Here is an 18,997-nt window from a genome sequence, read left to right as displayed (position 1 = left end):
ACCCCGATCGCGGCAGACTCCATCATGGCGCGCGTCGCAACGGCAGACGCATTGAGACGCCGGATACATGGCCGCCTCCGACCAGGATGTCAGAAACATCACAGAGCCCTTGCCAAGCAGGAGCCATCCATACATGGCGCGACGTGCCTGAGAGCACCTGGCGCTGGCTGAACTTCAGCCCGGCCGAGATCGCCTGCCGGGGCACTGGCAAACTGCTGGTCAACGAACCGGCGCTCGACAAGCTGCAGGCGCTGCGCGACCGGCTCGGCAAGCCGCTGATCGTCCGCTCCGCCTATCGCAGCCCCGAGCACAACCGCGCCGTGGGCGGCGCCACTCGGTCGAAGCACCTCGACGGCGCCGCCTTCGACATCGCCATGGCGAACCATAATCCGGGGGCGTTCGAGGCGGCCGCGCGGCAGGTCGGGTTCCTCGGCTTCGGCTTCTACCCGCGCTCGGGGTTCATCCATGTCGATCTCGGGCCCGCACGGCAGTGGGGCGAGCGCTTTCCGGTCCGAGCGATCGCCTTCGCCGAAGAAACGCCACCAGCGCGAGAGATTTTGGCCGACAGCCGCACCATGAAGGGCGGTGGCGCGGCTGGCGTGGCGACGCTGGGTGCCGCGGGAGTCGAGGTGGCGCAGAGCATCCTCGCCGAGACCCAATCCGCAATCCTGCCGCTAGTACCTTATCTCGACACCATGCGCTGGGTGTTCATCGCCGTCGCGCTCGGCGGCATCGCGGTCACCATCTATGCCCGCCTGGACGATTGGAAACGGGGGCGGAGATGATCGCCAGCATTTTTGGCGGGAACAGACACCAGCGCCGCCGCTCCTAGAGCATCTTCCCTCGGCCACGTTTCACCCGTTCCCGCGGTCTCCTCCGATTTACTCCCGCTTAATTGCGACGATCACGTTCAACCACGCCTACGAGAGACGGGTCGGTGACCGCACTACTGTATGCGTCCCGCCTAAAGAAAAACTCATCCCCATATCGAGATTCTAATGTCGTCCCTCGCCAACGCGCCTGCTTCCAGCGGAATTCCTCGAGTGACTTGAGGAGGTAATGATTCACACGCAAGGGGCCATGGCAAACTCGATCACTGATGCCCGGGTGCGCCATGCTTCGCCTCAAAGGCCGCCCATCCGCAAGTACATACTGACCCGTTTTCAAGACCACACTGTGAGAGCTATCGAAATCTAAAATTTCGGTTGGGCGGACAATTGATTTGAACCATCTGTTATCGGAGTGAGACTGCTCCGCACGCAAAGTGAATCGTTCCGTGACGTTCCTCCCATCGAAAGCAAGCAGTCCACTTGAGCCAAATACCCGCTGACACACTCCAATAGCCGCAACATCCCGCCCGAATTTAGATAATCGAACGGGGAGCGTTTCACCTCGCTCAGAGTGTAAAAATTCATCAACGTCAATAAACGCCACGTATTTATAGGTATGAAGGCGCTCCACCCCATCCATGTATGCCGAGCGTTGAGTCTCGCGCCACGTCCGAGCGGTTGGCCACCGCAAGATCTCGCACGAGACGTTCGCCCCGAGGCGCTCAACAATCTGATCCGGGCGATCCATGCTCTCGTTGTCGTAAATTTGAAATCTCTGCACACCCATCCGTCTGTGGAAATCGATCCACTCAGCCAGATATAGCGCTTCATTTCTCACGATCGCGCAGATAGCCAAGTACTTCTCCATGGCCACTCCTGCAGCTAACTCCATAATATCAGTGGCTGCCGCGGCTGATAACCCAGAAAGATTGTCTGAACAACGCGAGCACCTCTGGAGAATCCTTTAACCGCGTGCGGCTGTCGCGTGTTTATGATGATGAGCTCACCTTCCTTCGGCGCAATTGTTAGCGGCTGCGGCAGGTCTTCCCGTTTCATCGTACCATCGAGCTGAAGGTCGCTCGCCACCCGCGTCTGAGGAACATTCCAGATCTCGAGCTCGCCTCCACGCGACGGCATCTCAAGATAAATTATAGCCGATAGCTGCCCCGAGAGCGGATGTACCGCCGACGCTAGCCAATCAACGTGAGGATCCTTCGAGAAGTCGAGCGCTGAAGAACCCTCAATCCGAGCGACTCCCACGTAAGGGAAGATGCCGTGAAAGTTAGCTAGGATCGCTCCCTCAGGCCAAATCGAGGAAAGAACACTGTGAAACTTTTCGATTGGGCTTTCCCGGCCCCTAAGGAAGCTTCTGTATTCACAGATTAAGCGGTCCCGTTGCCCCTCATATTTGAGTATGGCCCTCGCTCCCTCAGGTGAAGAGGGCGAACGCAAGAACGGGATGAGCTCGCTAAAGACGGGACCAACTCTGTCGGTAGTCGAGGGCTGAAACGGCGACTGCTTCGACAACCGCAGCGTCGCGTAGTTGCACCGGAACGGATGTGACGCGAACCAGTCGGACAAGTCTTTGGCTAGCCGCCGATCCACAAAGTCAGGCACGCGGAGAGCGTGAGCATGCCGGTCTGCTACTGCAGATAGCCCGTCTGAGCTCAATCCCTCAACTACGCTCGCGCCACGCATGCACTCCTCCGCGTCCGCCTGGGCGATGCCTATTTTGCAGCGTAGGCAGAAACCCAAAAGCATGCTAGGCTGCACCGACAGGGTACAGGAGGAGTGCTATGCCGACAAGACGCGAACTCGAAGAGAACTTGGCTTCCCGCGCCGCACGTGACGCGACTTTCCGAGCGGAGTTGGTTCAGGATCCCCGCGCAGTGCTTGAACGTGAGCTTGGAATCACCGTTCCCGAGGGAAAGAACGTGCGCATAGTGGAAGAGAGCGCGACCGACTACGTCATCGTTATTCCTCCAGCCGAGGGCGGCACCGATAATCTAGAGTCCTCAACGGGAATGATTCGACTTCTCGGCGACGGCGCCTCCGTAATGTACTAAATAGTTCGGCCGAGAGGTTCGCGTTCTCTTGGCTTGCGAGGTTGTGCCGTGACAGGTGGAGTTGCTGATCGCCTTCAAGGGGCTGCGACACTTCTGTGCTTTTGTCCAAACTTTAACGAACTTGCCCGTGTCGCCATCGAGCGGAAAGATGAATTCCGCGGAGCGCAGCCGTTTCCCCACATAGTGCTAGACCGGCTTTTTCCTGATGACATCTTAGATGCGATTTTGGAGGAGGTTCCGCACCTCGACGATGCGCACTGGACCCGTTGGGGCTCCGGTGCAAAGAATGGCGCTCGCGTAAACGGCGATAAACGGGGGATTTCCGACGAGCGGCACTTAGGTTTGGTTACTAGAAATTTCCTGACGCAGTTGAATTCGTGGACTTTCCTAAGGTTCCTTGAGCTCATGACAGGTCACGAGCAGCTTGTCCCAGACCCGACTTTCCGCGGAGGCGGTCTCCATTGCACTGGTCGAAATGGGAGCCTTCTTGTTCATGCTGATGCTGATAGGCACCCTAACGGACCAGCTTTCATGCAATGTCTAAATTTAATTGTTTTCCTGAATAGAGACTGGAGGACTGAGTTCGCCGGAGACCTTCAGCTTTGGGCGCGTGACGGAACTCGATGCGTCAAAAGCATCAAGCCAGACTTCAATCGCGCGGTGCTGTTTGAATCCAAAGGCGATACGTATCATGGTCATCCGGAACCGCTCGCCTGTCCAGAAGGCGTCTTCCGGCTGTCCCTGGCCACTTATTACTATAGAGTCCGACTTCCGGACGCTGACAGTCCCCCATGGAGACGACAAATAGACTGGTTGGAGGCTGATGCTTAAGCCTGGGCCGAAGCTGTTGTCATTCTACTATCCCGGATTTTCGCATTGCCCATATCGCGAAGCGGCAGCCGGCCGGCACATCAACGAATGGGATCTGGTCCGCGCTTGGCGACCACCAGGGGCCGATTGTGGCATTAGACCCCTGCTGGGCTTTGAGGACTCCGGCTCGCCCGAATACTTCGCAAGAGAAGCCGAGGTTGCAAGAACAAACGGGGTCGACGGGCTCGTATATAACTATTACTTTGACGGGGATGCGATAGAACTCGAGCAGCCACTTGATACATGTTCGCGGTCGCCGAAAGCCGGGATCGAGTTTGCCCTCAATATTTGCTGCCGAATGCCGCGGAGGAAATTGCCTTACGGGCTTGAGGGGCCAGCCGACGAGCCGCCACGGACGCTCTCAGTTGCATCTTTTCACAGCATGGGTGAGAGGATCGTTGATCTTTACATGAGTCGGCCCCACTATGTGCGGATCGAGGGAAGCTGCCTCCTTACGATGTACTCGGTAGAAATGCTCCTGCTGCTCTATGGGGTCGAGGGACTACGCGTAAGACTCGATGAACTTCGGCGCACTGCACTTGAGCGAGCCGGGCTGCAGCTCCACGTCGTGGGTCTGTTCAGCGTGATGGGAGATTTAGCCAATGTCTTCCACGTCGCAAATGTCCTGCCGTTTGATGCCTATTCCTGTTATGTGGCGCTACCGAATTTCTCTTCTACTGCTCCGGTTCAAAGTTATGACGCGCTGTCTTCCGAGTGGCTTGTCCTGTGGTCGGCAGCTCTGATGCAACGAACTGTGGAAATTCACCCGTGTGTTGCCGCCGGATGGGACGCTCGACCGCGTGGTGCGCCCGGTTATCGGATTGAAGAGCATGGGCTGCGCTTTCCCTACACGCCTGTTGTTGCTGGGAGCACGCCCAACGAGTTTGAAAAGCACCTTCGCGGGGTACTGTCTCTGATGGCACTCTCTCGATGGGCGAAGGGAAGCATTGTCTTTTTGGGCCCTTGGAATGAATGGTCTGAGGGGTGCTTCCTTTTGCCGGATTGGGAGAACGGATACGGAAGGCTTCACGCAATTGCGCGGTTGAAGCGCTGGTTCCAGGAGTTGGGGGCTAGGCTTGACCATTCTCGCCACGAAATGAACTCGGCGGGCATTTGGTAGACCATGGGCAATGCACCCAATTCACGTGCATTGCCTCTTGTTCTTCTGTACCATAGGATTATCGCGCTGCCGCGAGATCCATACAAGCTCTGTATCTCCCCTTGCAACTTCCGACAGCACCTCGACATAATCGCTCGTCGCTGGCAGCCGATTAGCCTTAGAAACTTTATTGGCGTCAAGTACGGCGTTCCTGTTCGTCAAAGATCTGTACTGATTACGTTCGACGACGGTTACAACGACCTTATCGAAACATGCCTTGGCCTTTCTGAGCGCTCAATCCCTGCGGCGCTGTTTCTCGTAACTGACCGCATTGGGAGCGGAACCGCCTTTTGGTGGGACCTTCTCGATCAGCTGATCAGTGAGGCTGACACAGATCAGCTAGCCATTATCTGCGCCAAGCTCTCTCTGCGTGGCGAACGTTCCTGGTCTGAGAAGAGAGACGTGGCATTTCAGCAACTCTACTGGAAGCTGCGCTCTCTACAGGAACCTCTTCGGAGTAGCATGCTGGCGGAACTTTACGCCAGCACTGGGCGAATGGATTCGCTTGGAAAGGATTTCGCGCCTCTATCCGTCGATCAAGTTCGTATGCTCGCAACGCTTCCTGAGATCTCATTCGGAAGTCACTCACGCTCCCATACCACAAATTTGGGCTATAATGCGTTGCGCTTAGAAGCGGCGGAATCGCGCCGACTCTTGGAGCGCTGGACGGGAAGGAAAATCTCCGCGTACGCATATCCGCATGGGCGCTCAGGAACGGACTATGACGAGAACTCGACTGCTGCAGTTTCCGATGAAGGCTTCGCGGTAGCTTTCAGTGTAGAGCCGGGCGAACGACGGGGCTGGTTTGACGTGCCTCGTCTAACGATTCCCAATCTCGACGGTGCGCAGTTTGCAAACTTCTTAGAGGCTCACTGGGCAACATGGCCTACGATATATCCGTCGTGATTCCGTGCTTTGGCCAGGCGCGTTACCTCGCGGACGCGGTGGCTTCGCTTCGCGCGCAAACGTTCGTGTCGTGGCGGTGTGCGATCGTCTTTGATGAAGCCGAGAGCGGAGAGTGTGTTAGGTTTGCGACTAAGGGAGACTGCAGGTTTGTTCCAATCAGGACCACCCGCGCCCCAACTCCAGCAGCACGCAACCTCGGTTTGTCTCTCCTTTCCTCCCAATTTATCGTGGTGCTTGATGCGGATGATATGCTTTGCCACAGTTTTTTCGAGCGAGCGACTGCGTGCCTTTTGGCGCATCAGGAGGCCAAGATCGTTTACGGTCGTGCTAGACTTTTTGGGGCCGCAGAGGGCGAATTTGACGTGCCCCCCTACGATGGAAGGCTGCTACGCGAGCGAAACATGATTTACTCTAGCGCGATGTTTCGAAAAGTTGACTTCGATCGTGTTGGTGGATACGATGAAAATTTATCCTCCTGCCTTGAAGACTGGGACCTCTGGCTGGGTATACTGGCAGACGGTGGGCGTGCTATACGCCTCGACACCGTGGAACTTCTTTACAGGCAACATGCTCGCTCCAAAACGTCCTGCGTCACACCGGTCGAGTGGAAGCGTGCCTACACATATATCAGGATGAAGCACAAGCAGAGCTAGAGCCAGGTGGCAATCGTGACAGACGAAGGTATCAAACGCAGGGACTCCCTTTTTTTGCACTCCGCCTGCGGCGGATGTTCTGCCAAAGTTAGTCAGGAGTTTTTATCGTCTCTCACTTCGTTGCTCCCGTCATACGAGGGGATTTCGGCACTCCTCACGGGGAGTGGAGGAAATGAGGACGCGGCCATTTATGCCCTAAACGAAAGCGTTGCGGTTGTTGCATCGGTCGATGTAATCGCGCCGCCAGTCGACGACCCAATGCTTTTTGGAGAGATCGCTGCTGCGAACGCCCTTAGTGATATCTACGCTTCAGGTGGCGTTCCGCTCTTGTGTTTGGCCATTCTGGCGGTGCCGGAGAAACTCGGTGTACAGGCTTCAAGGGAAATTTTGGCAGGGGTTCTCTCGAAGGTGCATGAAGCCGGCGCGCTTCTGGGAGGTGGGCACACTGTACATTCAGATCACGCGCTAGCTGGATTGGCGGTAGTTGGCACGGCGCCACCGAGTAGGATCCTCCGGAACTCCACGGCGAGGCCCGGCGATCTAATCTGTATGTCAAAGCCGATAGGAACGGGTGTCGCATTCAGTGCCCTCCGCGCTGGACATTATGATATGCGTCGCGCTGCTCCGTTTCTGATCTCAGCAGCTCAATTGAACGCCGATCCCGGTTTATCGCTTTCGGCACGTGAAGTGCACGCCCTTACCGATATTACGGGATATGGTCTGGTAGGTCATGCGCTGGAGATGGCCCGCGCAAGTGACGTCACGATTCGTATCAACGCAGGCTCAGTGCCGTTATTTCCCGGAGTTCTGGAGCTATACCAAGATGGTTATCAGACCTCGCTGACTGCTCGAAACTTGGCATGGTGCCAGAAGCACTTGAAACTCGCGTTCGGCCTGTCGTTGCCCTTGGTTGAAGTCCTAGCGGATCCGCAGACAAACGGCGGCCTTCTCTTGTCCGCTTCACCGGACGAGGTAGGCAGCATCGTCTCTTTGTGGAGGAAGTCGGGCTTCAGCGAGGCGGCTATTATCGGAGAGGTTCTAGAAAGGTGCCCGCACTTCGTGGAGGTTGCTCCATGAAGGCTGGGTTGACAGGTATAGTTCACGGTCGATTTCAGCCATTTCATATTGGTCATTTTAGTTATCTTTCCGAAGCTCTTTCGCTCTACTCGTCCGTTGTGATTGGGATTACCAACCCAGACACATCGTCGCTCCATCAGGTGGCCTCCGATGATCACCGGCACCTGCCGGAAGCTAATCCGTTCACCTACTTCTGGAGGTCGCGCATGATCCAGCTTTCGGTGGCCGCTTGTCCGAAACTTTCAAGTCGCCTGCGTGACATCACTACTGTACCGTTCCGCATTCATGAACCGCCAGATGATTGGAGGAGCTACTTCCCTCATTCTGGAGGCGAACACATAATGCGCGTGTTGGACGAGTGGGATCGCGAGAAGGCGGAGAAATTCAAGAAGGCCGGGTACCAAGTAAGACTGCTGTCGGGCACACGTGAATGCAGCGGGACCGAGGTTCGAAAGGACATATTTGCGGGCGGTTCCAGGTGGCGGACGCTTGTTCCTGAAGGCACCGCTGCAGTCCTCGGAAAGTGGTTGGAGCAGCACGACGAGACGTTTCCTCGAAGGGAAAGCTTGTGACTCGGTTTGTGCTACTATGCCAGCCTCGCACGGGCTCGTCCCTGCTGATGCGCGCGCTTCGCGAGCATCCCGACGTACACGTCTTCGACGAGATTTTGTCCCCGAGACAGAAGCACAACCTTCCGATTGGAGGCCGTGATCGTTTTCTGTCCGCGCTCGGCGTAAGTACCCATCCGGTCGCTGGATGCAAACTTCATGCGTGTCAGCCGCTCGAGTTCAGGGCTTGGCACCACTGGGAGGAAGCTTGGACCGCCTTAGAAGAGGACAAAGCAATCAAGGTGATTGTATTGAGGCGGCACCCGGTCGCTCAGTTTGCAGCGATCCGGCACGCAATGGCGGAAGGCGACTGGAGTGAGGACGTGGACGTAGACGCCCCCGGCGTCCATATTGATATCGGGGAGTTTCAGTGGTTCCAGCGCTGGAATAGCTTTGCTTATGATGTGCGATTGTGCAGACTTCGTGAGCATCAAATAATAAAGGTCCAGTTGGAACGCTTGTTGGAATCGTGGGAAGATGAATTCGGAAAGGTGACGGATTTTCTTGGCGCTCAGCGGGTGGACGTTGCCCCCAATATTTGGCGACGGGACGTACAGAGCTACGTCACCAATTGGAATGAACTTTCGCTGTCTTTTGAGGTGGCTCGTGGAGAGAGTCTGACCCCTCTGGGGCACGAAGAGAATGAAGTTAAGTGATGCTGTACAAGCGTAGTCACGGCAATTCCGATTCATACGTTGTGGCGAACCGTTTCGGAGAGCGGCCCTCTGTTTCGCTACCTGTACCGCCGACCTGCTTACGGCTCGGCTATGGCGAAGATCCGGAAACTTACATTGAGAGTGGGATACGACACGTTTCATCGATGAGGGCTGGACTTGCCCAGTCTGAATTTCAGCTTAGCGAAGCCGGAAGGATCCTGGATTTCGGCTGCGGTGCGGGGCGGATGACGCGTCACGTCCCCACTGCGGCTTCGCACGCAGAAGTGTGGGGCGTAGATGTAGACGCGGAATGCATACACTGGTGCAAGAGATTTCTTAGGCCGCACTGCAACTTTGCGACCACCACCTATTTCCCGCACCTTCCCTTCTCGGATGCATACTTCGACGTCATTTATAGCTGTTCCGTTTTCAACCATCTTGAGGATACGCAAGATGCGTGGCTACTCGAGCTTGCGCGCCTGTGTCGGGTCGGGGGTCGGGTTTACATAACCATCAACGATAAGCATTCAGTACGAGCATTGCTGCAAGGTCCCGAAATTTGGCTGACTGCGCTCTTAAGGTCTGAGTGGAGTCAAGCTGCAATCAGTAAGGGCTTCGATATGCTGGTATTAGGACGGGGCGCCGACGCCCAGGTCTTTTATGATAAGGCCTATTTCATTCAGTCGGTGCCGCCGCTGTTTCGAATCCGCCGGTACATCGAGAGTGCCTACCTGTTTCAAAGCGCCGTCGTGCTAGAGCGTGTGGCGACCGCCTGATATCGCCAGAGATGGGGTGGATGCCGCTCTCCCTTGACGGCGTCGCAATGTGCCAAGCTTGCGGTGTCGAAACACAAGCTGAAGGAGAGGGCATCCATGGGAGAGGCTACCATCATCGGCGTCGATCTCGCAAAGAACGTGTTCCAGCTGCACGGCGCGGCGGCGGACGGGTCGGTCGTGTTCCGTAAGAAGCTGTCGCGGCCGCAACTCGCACGGTTCATGGCAGCACAGCCGCCGTGCCTCGTGGCGATGGAGGCCTGCGCGAGCGCGCATTACTGGGCGCGGGAAATGGTGCGGCATGGGCACGAGGTCCGGCTGATCGCCCCGCGCTACGTGAAGCCGTTCATCAAGCGGCAGAAGAACGATGCCGCCGATGCGGAGGCGATCGTCGAAGCGGCGTTGCGGCCGACCATGCGCTTTGTCGAACCGAAATCTGCAGACCAGCAGGCACGGGCAGTCGCGTTCCGGACGCGCGAGCAGCTCGTGAAGCAGCGCACCGAAGCCGTGAATGCGCTCCGGTCTCATCTGTACGAGTTCGGCCATACCGCACCCGAAGGGATCGGCTATGTGCCGCGCCTGGAACGGGTCGTCGAAGATCCTCAGGCCGACCTTCCTGATCTGGCGCGCGAGATATGCCGAATGCTCCTCGAGCAGATCGCGCACCTGACCGAACGGATCAACGCACTGAAGGCACGGATCGCCGCCATGTCGAACGAGGTCGAGTTGTCCCGACGGTTGCAGACCATGCCGGGCATCGGACCGATCACCGCGCTCGCGGTCGAGACCTTCGCGCCGTCGATGGACCAGTTTCGCCGCGGCCGTGACTTCGCCGCCTGGCTCGGTCTGGTGCCGCGGCAGCACTCCACCGGTGGCAAGCAGAAGCTGGGGAAGACCTCGAAGATGGGGCAACGCGACATCCGGCGATTGCTGGTCATCGGAGCGACCGCCGTGATCCGCTGGGCCTCACGCCGGGGTGCTCCCGCGGGTTCCTGGCTTGCGCGGATGCTGGATCGCAAGCCGATCCCGGTCGTCGCGGTCGCGCTGGCGAACAAGATGGCACGCGGCATCTGGGCGATGCTGACGCGCGGTGAAAGCTATCGTGGCCCGGTGCTGATCGGCGCCTGATCGGGCGTCGAACGGGCATTGGGCCACCGAGTTGTGAGGAAGGCATGATCCGAATGGGCAAATGATCGACATGATCCGGGTCGGGCAAACCAGAAACCTTCTCCGAGCCGCGAGCTCGCTCTCAGAGATGTGGCCCCGATCCGCGCATCACCATCCCGGCCAGCGGCGCCATGTCGGCCGCACGAACAGGCCTGACAAAAGTACGCACTCGATCACAGTCCCGACGATCAGCAATTCCTTGCAAACCGAGCGGCATCCACAAAAGAAGGTTGGATATCAGGCCCATTCCCTCCGCCATTATTAAGCTCCAGATTTAAGTCGATGCGTTCGCCTCTCAATGCCGGTTTCGTCTCAGCATCCCGCCACGTCATGAAACCGGGCTGTCTGTCTCCTCCGTCACGCAATTACACCCTTCGTCGCAAGGCGCGGGTTGGTCTCCCGGTTCCGCGGCCATCCCGGTCGATCTCGTCCCCGCGCCTCGGTGACTCCGATCTTCGGCGTTTGCTCAGGAGCATCGACGTGTGGACGACCAGACGAAGGGTGAGGAGACGGCCATGCGTTCCCGAGAAGGTTTCGAGATACGCGGGGCTCTGTTCGTGGCCTACTGCTTGACCTCGTGGAGCCAATCGTCGGGAGCCGATGTCGCGCCTCCGCCCGGACGCCATGACGGAATGAGCGAAACCGACGCTACTTCGGCTCAGATTTCGACTTCAAAGGCGACGCCGTCGCGGCCGGGATCGGCGGCGCCGGACAGTTTGCCGTTCTCGATGCCGATGGCATGGACCCAGCCGATCGTATGTCCGTACGGGTTGCGGATGACGTGATAGCCCTCCGCTTCGAGTTGCCGGGTGACGCGGCGGGGGATGCGGTTGGAGACGTCGATCGCATTGCCTGTCGAGGAGAAGCGTGGCGCGGCCACGGCATCGACCGCCCGCATGCCGAAGTCGAACGTGTTCAGGATCGTCTGGAGCACGCCCATCACGATCTGGGTGCCGCCGGGCGCGCCGAGGATGAGGCGCGGCGCGTCGTTCTCGAACACGATCGTCGGACACATCGCGCTGAAGCGGGTCTTGCCGGGCGCGATGCTGCCGGCGCGGCCGGGCCGCGGGTCGAAGACGCCCATGCAGCCATTGTACATGAAGCCCAGGCCGTCGGTGATGACGCCCGAGGGCATGCCGAGCGAGTGCGTCATCGACACGCAATTGCCCTCGCCGTCGACGATCGACAGTTGCGTCGTATCCGTCGGCACGATGTCGCTTGCCTGGAGCCTCGGCACGTCGACGCGCTCGCCGCGGCGGATGGCTTCGGCGAGCTCGGCGGCATAGGCCTTGCTGGTCAGCCGCTCGACGGGAACCTCGACAAAGGCCGGGTCGCCGACATGACGGTCCTTGTCGATCGTCGCGCGTTTCATCGCCTCGCAGACCGTCCGGATATAGGCGGGCGTGTTGTGGCCGAGGGCGGCGAGGTCGAAGGTCTCCAGGGTGTTGAGCATCTCGAGAAGCATGACGCCGCCGCCTGGCGGGCGGTTGGTGGTGATTTTTCGGCCACGATAGGTGCCGACGAGCGGCGTCTCGTCTTTCGGACGGTAGCCTCCCAGGTCGTCCCGCGTCAGAAGGGCGCCATGCGCCGCCATGTCGCGGGCGATGCGGTCGGCGATCTCTCCCCGGTAGAAGCTGTCCGCCCCTTGGCGGGCGATCGTCCGCAGCGTCCGGGCGTAGTCCGGATTGGACAGCGGCGCGCCGATGCGCTTCGGTCTGCCGTCGGCATTGCAGTAGAGAGCGCGGCCGGAGGCGGAGAAGGCGAGGCGTTCGGCCGTCGCGGCGCGGCCCATCTTCCCGTCCTCCAGAAAGAAGGTGTACATCGCCGGCCGGACGAAGAAGCCGTCCTCGGCCCAGCGGATCGCCGGCTCGATGAGCTCCTGCCAGGGCAGCCGGCCCCATCTGCGATGCGCCTCCTCATAGGCGCGCAAGGCCGCCGGCACGCAGATCGACTGGTAGCCGAGATCGTTGACCCGGCCCTTCAGAACGAAGCCGAAGCCGTCACGCGCCTCGCCCGCAATGCGGTCCGCCCACATCTCCGGCGTCGCCGCGCCCGGTGCCGGCGCATGGAAGTCGAGATAGTCGTGGACGCTTGCATCCGGCAGGTGAACCGCGAGGCTGCCGAAGCCGGCGATGCCGCACATCAGCGGATCGACGACGGTCTGTGCGAAGGCCGTGGCGATCGCCGCATCGACGGCGTTGCCGCCGGCTTCAAGGATTTCGATCCCCGATTCCGCGGCCTCCGGCTGCGGACAGACGACCATGGCTTTCCGGCTCATGCGCATGCCCTCCAAAGCGTCCTCACAGGCGGACGTCGTGGCGCGGCCGGCCCCAGTCGGCCGCCGCCGCCACGCATCGCTCGACGTCCTCCTCGAGCATCAGGCCGTCCGCGACGAGGCCCTCGGCGGCCTGGCGGATCGCGGCCTGATAGGCGTCCGGCGTGCCATAGCGCGACAGGACGGAGGGGCGCGGGTCGCCAGTCTGCGCGCGCTCGTCCTCGGTGTCGGGGAAGGGAATGTAGCTGCCGGTGATGCCGACCATCGCGCCGTGACCGAAGTCGCGACGCCGTAGCGACCAGCCGGTATAGGTGCCGAGCGGCGCCTCGACCATCGGCGCGCGCAGACCGCCGATCTCGTTGCCGTCCTCGTCGACTGCGGGGATCTGGACCGGATAGTCCTCGCCGGCGACGATCTCCGGCGGCTCGTGCGAGATCAGGCCGCGCTCGAAGTCCGGGCCGAAGTCGAGCCGCTCCAGCCGGCTCGGGCCACGCGGCAGGGCAACGCCTGGGATCGCGGGAAAGTCCTCGCGCCACTCTTCGAAGGTCGCGAGAGTCCCGTCCGCACGGCGCGGAATGCGGCTCGGCGGCGGGGCCTCGCCCCGGCTGACCCAGGCGTCCAGACGGTCGAGATTGGCGCGGAAGAACATCGAGGTCGACACGACGTTGAAATAGGTCTGCGCGATGCCCCTGGCGGGTGCCGGCACCTGCGGCGAGGAGACATGCTGCGAGCTTGCCCAGAGATAGACGCGGACATTGTCCGGCTGGTCGAGGTCGTTGCCGTCCGTATCGGTATGAACGAGCGAGGCGCGGCGGTGCCAGTATTCGCAGGCCGTGTCGGTGTGGATGACCTTCGGGTCGGTCTCCGGGCGCTTCAGAATGCCGTCGGTGCGGCCGGTAAAGCGGTCGGTAGACATGGCATAGGAGAAGGGGAAGCGGTCCGCCGGGGTGAAGTGGTTCTCGTGCTCCTGGCCCGGCAAGAGGACGAGGTTGGCGAAGCGGTGGTTCATCCACATCTTCCCCGCGCCCGAGACATGCGGCATCACCCCGTCGAAGACGCGGCGGCTTTCTGCGTCGGCGTTGAAGCCGTAATCCAGGAAGTCGCGGATGCAGCGGCCGGTCTGCGAGCGGCCCCAGGCATAGGCGTGTTCGATGCCGGCATCGCCCTCGCGCAGCGGGTTCGGATGTCCGGAGGCTGTTTCGCGGCCGTATTTCAGGAAGCTCACGAAGTCGCGCACGCCGACATGGCCGAGGCCGAGAACGCGCGGGTCCTTCGCCTCATAGACGATCTCGTAGATCCAGCCGGGCGCGAAGCCGGCGGGCAGATGAACATGGCAGTCGGACGCAACCACCGCTGTCTCCATGCCCTGGTTGTCGACGCCGCCGCCGCGTTCGAGACGGGCAAAGGACCAGGCGTCAGAGGGGATCGCCTCGCGCTCGCTGTGGGCATAGCGGCGGCGGGTGAGGCGCGCTTTCGTCGTGTCGAGGGAGGCGGCGGGATAGCTGCGCGTCGAGACGAGCGAACTCAACGGAAAGACAGTCGTGCCCGGCTCGACCGCGATGAACTCGCTGCGGGTGAGGCCGGTGATGGTACGGCCGTACTTAGTCGCGATCGGCGCGTCCAGCAGCATGCGTCCGTCGCCAGGATAGAGGTCGCCCTGCCAGCCGAGCCAGACGATTGAGTAGCCGCGCCGCATCAGGAAGCCGTTGCCGGCATGTTCGGGCGCGATCGGATCGTTCGAGCCGACGGCGTCGTTGAAATACTGCAGGGCGCGCTTGTTGCCGCGGTTTCCGTAGTCGAAGAAGACGCGGCCGTTGCCGCGGGACAGGTCGACGGGCTTCAGGATGCAGAAATCCGCCGCGAAGCGGACCAGCCCGTCCGCGTCGCGCGGCGCAAGCGTGATGTCGGTCACCGCCCCTTGCGCCTCGGCTTCCGGATCGACGCGAAAAGTCGCCCGTCCCGTCAGCCGCTCGTAGGGGCCGCTCGCGTCGAACGCCATGCCTTCGGCGAACGCGCGGTGCTCGCGCACATCGAGATCGATCTTCGAATTCATCGTATGTCCGTCAGTCGGTGAGGGCAGCCGCTTGCGTCGCGGGCGCCACGTGGTCCGGATGGTGACAGCGGTAGAGGTGGTCCGTGCCGCTCTGCGGGGGATCCACCTCCCGGCAGGTCGTTCCGTCGGCATTCGGACAGCGCGGATGGAAGGGGCAGCCGGGTGGCGGCGCGAGCGGGCTCGGGAACTCCGCCTCGAGGCCGAGTTCGGGCAGGCGCGAACCCGGTCGCGGCGGCAGCACCGCCTTCAGAAGCGCGCTCGTATAGGGGTGGTGCGCGCGCTCGAAGATCGCTTCGCTGTCGCCCCGTTCGACGATTTGGCCGAGATACATGACCGCCACCTCGTCGGCGAGGTGATGCACGACGGCGAGGTTGTGGCTGATCAGGATCATCGTGAGATTCAGCTCCTGCTTCAGCCGGTGCAGGAGGTTGAGGATCTGCGACTGCACGGAGACGTCGAGCGCCGAGGTCGGCTCGTCGCAGATCAGGATCTTCGGCTCGCCGATCAGCGCTCGGGCGATGGCGACCCGCTGTCGCTGGCCGCCCGAGAGCTGGCTCGGATAGGCGCTGACGAGATGCTGCGGCAGGCCGACCTCGCCGGCAAGCTCGCGCACGCGGGCGCGGCGGGAGGCGCGGCTGCCTTCGCCGCGAACCTCAAGCGGAGAGGCGATGATCGCCTCCACCGTCATACGCGGATTGAGCGAGGAATAGGGGTCCTGGAAGACCGGCTGGATCAGCCGGGCGCGCTCGACCCGGTCGTAGCTTTCGATCTTCCTGCCGTCGACCAGCACCGTGCCGGAGGTCGCCTCCTCGATGCCGAGGAGAACCTTGGCGAGAGTGGACTTGCCGCAGCCGGATTCGCCGACGAGGCCGAGCGTGCGTCCGCGGCCGACGGAAAGGTCGATGCCGCGCAAGGCACGCAGCGTCTTCTTGCGCGAGAAGGCTCCGCCGACCGGATAGTCGCGCGTGACGCCGCGCATCACCAGAACGTCGTCCATCAGGAAGCCTCCGCGCCGCGAAGCCAGGCCGACGGATCACGGCCGCTGCCATCGGTCGGCAGAACGCAGCGCATCTGGTGCCCATCGCCGGCCTCGCGCAGGGCGATCGGGCCCTTTGCACAGTCGTCGTGCGCATAGGGGCAGCGCTCGATGAAGCCGCAGCGCGTGCGCTCGCCGGTCTGACGCGGCACCACGCCGGGGATGAAGCCGAGCGTCTCGCCGCGCCTGGTCTCGCCCGGCACGGGAATCGAGCGCATCAGCCCTTCGGTATAGGGATGGAGGGGCTTTCCCAGGACCTGATCGCAGCTGCCGACCTCCATCACCTCGCCGCCATACATGACGACGATCCGGTCGGCCATGCCGGCGACGACGCCGAGGTCGTGCGTGATCAGGACGAGCCCGATGCCGGTCTCGCGCTGGATGTTGCGGAGCAGCCTGAGGATCTGCGCCTGGATCGTCACGTCGAGCGCCGTCGTCGGCTCGTCGGCGATGATGAGTTCGGGCTCGCAGAGGAGAGCCATGGCGATCATCACGCGCTGGCGCAGACCGCCCGAGAGCTGGTGCGGGAACTGCGACAGCCGCTCCGCCGGGGCGGGGATACCGACCTTGCCGAGGAGTTCCAGAGAACGCTCGCGGGCCTCTGCCTTGGAGACGCGGCGGTGCTGCTGCAGGATCTCGCGCATCTGGTCGCCGATCCGGTAGCACGGGTCGAGGGCGGTCATCGGGTCCTGGAAGATCATCGCGATCCGGTCGCCGCGCAGCTGGCGCCAGCGCCGGCGGCTGGCACCGGTCAAAGACTCGCCCTTGAGGGCGATGCGCTCGGAGACCGGTCGCGCATTGCGCGGCAGGAGCCCCATGATAGCGAGCGCGGTGAGGCTCTTGCCGCAGCCGGATTCGCCGACCACGGCCACCGTCTCGCCCGGCATGACCGTGAGATCGACATGCCGGACCGGATGCAGGACCGTGTCGGGAAGGGGGATGTCGACCTTGAGGCCCCTGACCTCGAGAATGGGCGTCGTGGCCATGGTCAGGCCTTTCCTTCCGGGGTCGTCACGTCCCGCAAGGCGTCGCCGAGGAGGTTGATCGCGAAGATCATCAGCACGAGCGCCGCGCCGGGAACGGCGAGCATCCATGGGCGGAAGAATAGCTGGCTCTTGGCTTCCGCCACCATCAGCCCCCAGGAGACGAGCGGCGGCTGCACGCCAAGCCCGAGAAACGAGAACGAGGCCTCGAGCAGCACCGCATGGGCGAGCTCGATCGAGGCGACGACGATGAGCGGTCCGGTGATGTTGGGCAGAAGCTCCTTGAGAAGGATGCGCGGCGTCGAGCTGCCGATGGCGGCGGCGGCGGTGATGTATTCGCGGCGGGCGAGCTGCTGGGTGGCGCTGCGCACGACGATCGCGAAGCGGTCCCACAGGAGGAGCCCGATGACGCAGATGAGGATGGTCAGCGACGAGCCGGCCAGCGCCACCACGACGAGTGCCACCAGGACGACCGGCATGGTCAGGCGGATGGTGATGACGAAGTTGATGACGAGATCGGCCCAGCCGCCCCAATATCCGGCGCAGATGCCGAGGACCGTCCCGATGGTGCCGGAAATGACGACGGTGAGGAAGCCGATGAGAAGCGAGATGCGGGCCCCGAAGAGCAGGCGCGCGAGGTAGTCGCGGCCAAGATTGTCGGTGCCGAGAATGTGGTCCCACGAGCCCTTCTCGGTCCAGACGGGCGGCACGAAGCGGTGGGCAAGATCCTGAAGGGCCGGATCGTAGGGTGTCAGGAGCGGCGCGAAGACCGCCGCGAGGATGACGAGGACAAGGATCGCTCCGCCGACCCAGAAGCTGCCGTGGCGCAGGGCGCGGCGGACGGCGACGCGGCCCGGCGACTGTGCGATCGGAGCGGGCGGGCTTTCGTAAAGGGCTACCATGACGGCTCGCTCAGGAGATGCGGATGCGCGGGTCGAGCGCGGCGTTGAGAAGGTCGGCGAGAAGCGTCAGCAGCGCATAGGCGGCCGCGATCACCAGGAGGATGGCCTGGATGACCTCGATGTCGGCCCGCTGGATCGATTCCCAGGCGAGGTAGCCGATCCCTTTCAGCGAGAAGATGCTCTCGATGATGATCGATCCGCCGAGCATGAAGCCGAGCTGGACGGCCGCGAGCGACACGACCGGGATGATCGCATGGCGCAGCCCGTGGCGCACGACGACCCGGAAGGGCGACAGGCCGTAGGCGCGGGCCGTGCGCACATGGTCGGACTGCAGGACGTCCATCATGCCGGAGCGGGTGAGCCGCATGATGGCGGGCGTCGCATAATAGCCGAGCGCGATCGCGGGAAGCACGAAATGGACGAAGGACGAGCCGCCGGAAATGGGCATTACGCGCAGATAGACGCCGAAGACGTACATCAGGCCGAGGGCGAACAGGAAGGAAGGCAGTGCCTGGCCCGCGACCGCGATCCACAGGGCGATGCGGTCGATCAGCGTGTTCGGCCGCAGTGCCGCCAGAACCCCGAGCGGGATCGACAGAAGCAGCGCGAAGGCGAGCGCCATGACGCCGAGCTGGGCGGTCACCGGAGCGTGCTCCGCCAGCACCTCGCCGACGTCCATGCGCAGGTAGTAGGAGCGGCCGAAGTCGCCCTGGAGGACATGGCCGAGCCAGTCGAAATACTGCACCGGCAAAGGCTGATTGAACCCGAATGTCTCGCGGATCGCGGCGATGTCCGCCGGCGAGGCGTCGGCGCCGGCCATGGCGGCCGCCGGGTCACCCGCCAGATGGGTCAGCAGGAAGGCGACGATCGAGGTGATCACGATCACCAGCAACGTCATCACGAGGCGTTTGAGAATATAGGCTGCCATTCACGCACCGGTTGGGCGGAAGCGGAAGGCCCGGACCGGGCCTCCCGCATTCTCG

19 protein-coding genes are annotated in these 18,997 nt (G+C 61.7%); 11 read left to right on the top strand and 8 right to left on the bottom strand.

Translation table 11 applies throughout. The annotated features are described in order from the left end of the window. The first annotated feature begins 143 nt into the window (after positions 1-143). Complete coding sequence (locus LH400_RS01610; RefSeq protein WP_229150894.1) at positions 144-785, top strand: YcbK family protein; 642 nt, start codon at positions 144-146, stop codon at positions 783-785. A 106-nt stretch (positions 786-891) separates the two neighbouring features. Here the strand turns inward: LH400_RS01610 and LH400_RS01605 are convergent, their stop codons facing one another. Then, the gene (locus tag LH400_RS01605) at positions 892-1,698 is read right to left on the bottom strand and encodes a glycosyltransferase family 2 protein (RefSeq protein WP_229150893.1); all 807 of its coding nucleotides are present in this window, start codon (positions 1,696-1,698) and stop codon (positions 892-894) included. Between the two features lie 14 nt (positions 1,699-1,712). Beyond that, on the bottom strand, positions 1,713-2,528 hold the full coding sequence (locus LH400_RS26240) for a 2OG-Fe(II) oxygenase (protein ID WP_370638305.1): 816 nt from the start codon (positions 2,526-2,528) through the stop codon (positions 1,713-1,715). Between the two features lie 98 nt (positions 2,529-2,626). Here LH400_RS26240 and LH400_RS01600 point away from each other — a divergent pair, with 98 nt between their 5' ends. The 10 genes from LH400_RS01600 (at position 2,627) to LH400_RS01565 (ending at position 10,726) form a co-directional block, all read left to right on the top strand. After that, positions 2,627-2,896 (top strand): NHLP leader peptide family RiPP precursor, encoded by a 270-nt coding sequence (locus LH400_RS01600; RefSeq protein WP_229150892.1) that lies wholly within the window; start codon positions 2,627-2,629, stop codon positions 2,894-2,896. A gap of 405 nt (positions 2,897-3,301) precedes the next feature. After that, positions 3,302-3,727, top strand: coding sequence for a 2OG-Fe(II) oxygenase (locus tag LH400_RS26235; protein ID WP_370638319.1), 426 nt, complete (start codon positions 3,302-3,304; stop codon positions 3,725-3,727). Then, positions 3,720-4,886 (top strand): glycoside hydrolase family 99-like domain-containing protein, encoded by a 1,167-nt coding sequence (locus LH400_RS01595; RefSeq protein ID WP_229150891.1) that lies wholly within the window; start codon positions 3,720-3,722, stop codon positions 4,884-4,886. The genes LH400_RS26235 and LH400_RS01595 overlap by 8 nt, the downstream gene beginning before the upstream one ends. Before the next feature lie 3 nt (positions 4,887-4,889). Next, complete coding sequence (locus tag LH400_RS01590; RefSeq protein ID WP_229150890.1) at positions 4,890-5,831, top strand: polysaccharide deacetylase family protein; 942 nt, start codon at positions 4,890-4,892, stop codon at positions 5,829-5,831. Beyond that, positions 5,807-6,484 (top strand): glycosyltransferase family A protein, encoded by a 678-nt coding sequence (locus LH400_RS26230; RefSeq protein WP_370638304.1) that lies wholly within the window; start codon positions 5,807-5,809, stop codon positions 6,482-6,484. Before LH400_RS01590 ends, LH400_RS26230 begins: the two co-directional genes overlap by 25 nt. Positions 6,485-6,490: 6 nt before the next feature. Further along, positions 6,491-7,561, top strand: a complete 1,071-nt coding sequence (gene selD, locus LH400_RS01585; protein ID WP_370638303.1) for a selenide, water dikinase SelD — start codon at positions 6,491-6,493, stop codon at positions 7,559-7,561. Then, positions 7,558-8,133, top strand: a complete 576-nt coding sequence (locus LH400_RS01580) for an adenylyltransferase/cytidyltransferase family protein (RefSeq protein WP_229150888.1) — start codon at positions 7,558-7,560, stop codon at positions 8,131-8,133. The genes selD and LH400_RS01580 overlap by 4 nt, the downstream gene beginning before the upstream one ends. Positions 8,134-8,180: 47 nt before the next feature. Next, the gene (locus LH400_RS01575) at positions 8,181-8,825 is read left to right on the top strand and encodes a hypothetical protein (RefSeq protein ID WP_229150887.1); all 645 of its coding nucleotides are present in this window, start codon (positions 8,181-8,183) and stop codon (positions 8,823-8,825) included. After that, positions 8,825-9,601 (top strand): class I SAM-dependent methyltransferase, encoded by a 777-nt coding sequence (locus LH400_RS01570; RefSeq protein WP_229151238.1) that lies wholly within the window; start codon positions 8,825-8,827, stop codon positions 9,599-9,601. Before LH400_RS01575 ends, LH400_RS01570 begins: the two co-directional genes overlap by 1 nt. Before the next feature lie 96 nt (positions 9,602-9,697). After that, positions 9,698-10,726: an IS110 family RNA-guided transposase gene (locus tag LH400_RS01565; RefSeq protein ID WP_229151237.1), complete on the top strand. Its 1,029-nt coding sequence runs from the start codon at positions 9,698-9,700 to the stop codon at positions 10,724-10,726. 697 nt (positions 10,727-11,423) lie between these two features. Here LH400_RS01565 and ggt read toward each other — a convergent pair. The 6 genes from ggt to LH400_RS01535 are packed head-to-tail and all read right to left on the bottom strand — an operon-like array spanning position 11,424 to position 18,942. Beyond that, positions 11,424-13,043 (bottom strand): gamma-glutamyltransferase, encoded by a 1,620-nt coding sequence (gene ggt, locus LH400_RS01560; RefSeq protein ID WP_229150886.1) that lies wholly within the window; start codon positions 13,041-13,043, stop codon positions 11,424-11,426. 22 nt (positions 13,044-13,065) lie between these two features. After that, complete coding sequence (locus LH400_RS01555) at positions 13,066-15,093, bottom strand: alpha/beta hydrolase domain-containing protein (protein WP_229150885.1); 2,028 nt, start codon at positions 15,091-15,093, stop codon at positions 13,066-13,068. A gap of 10 nt (positions 15,094-15,103) precedes the next feature. Continuing rightward, positions 15,104-16,090, bottom strand: coding sequence for an oligopeptide/dipeptide ABC transporter ATP-binding protein (locus LH400_RS01550; protein ID WP_229150884.1), 987 nt, complete (start codon positions 16,088-16,090; stop codon positions 15,104-15,106). After that, entirely contained in the window at positions 16,090-17,115 is a 1,026-nt protein-coding gene (locus LH400_RS01545) for an ABC transporter ATP-binding protein (protein WP_229150883.1), read from the bottom strand. Before LH400_RS01545 ends, LH400_RS01550 begins: the two co-directional genes overlap by 1 nt. A gap of 2 nt (positions 17,116-17,117) precedes the next feature. Next, positions 17,118-18,014, bottom strand: coding sequence for an ABC transporter permease (locus LH400_RS01540; RefSeq protein ID WP_229150882.1), 897 nt, complete (start codon positions 18,012-18,014; stop codon positions 17,118-17,120). 10 nt (positions 18,015-18,024) lie between these two features. After that, positions 18,025-18,942 carry an ABC transporter permease gene (locus LH400_RS01535; RefSeq protein WP_229150881.1) on the bottom strand — a complete coding sequence of 306 codons (918 nt, stop codon included), beginning with the start codon at positions 18,940-18,942 and terminating at the stop codon, positions 18,025-18,027. Positions 18,943-18,997: the final 55 nt, after the last annotated feature.

Origin of the sequence: Jiella soli, from assembly GCF_020615385.1 — a bacterium.
Lineage (GTDB): Bacteria > Pseudomonadota > Alphaproteobacteria > Rhizobiales > Rhizobiaceae > VKMB-3413.
The sequence above is the reverse complement of the archived record's forward strand: the minus strand, read 5'-3'. Positions and strand labels throughout refer to the sequence as shown.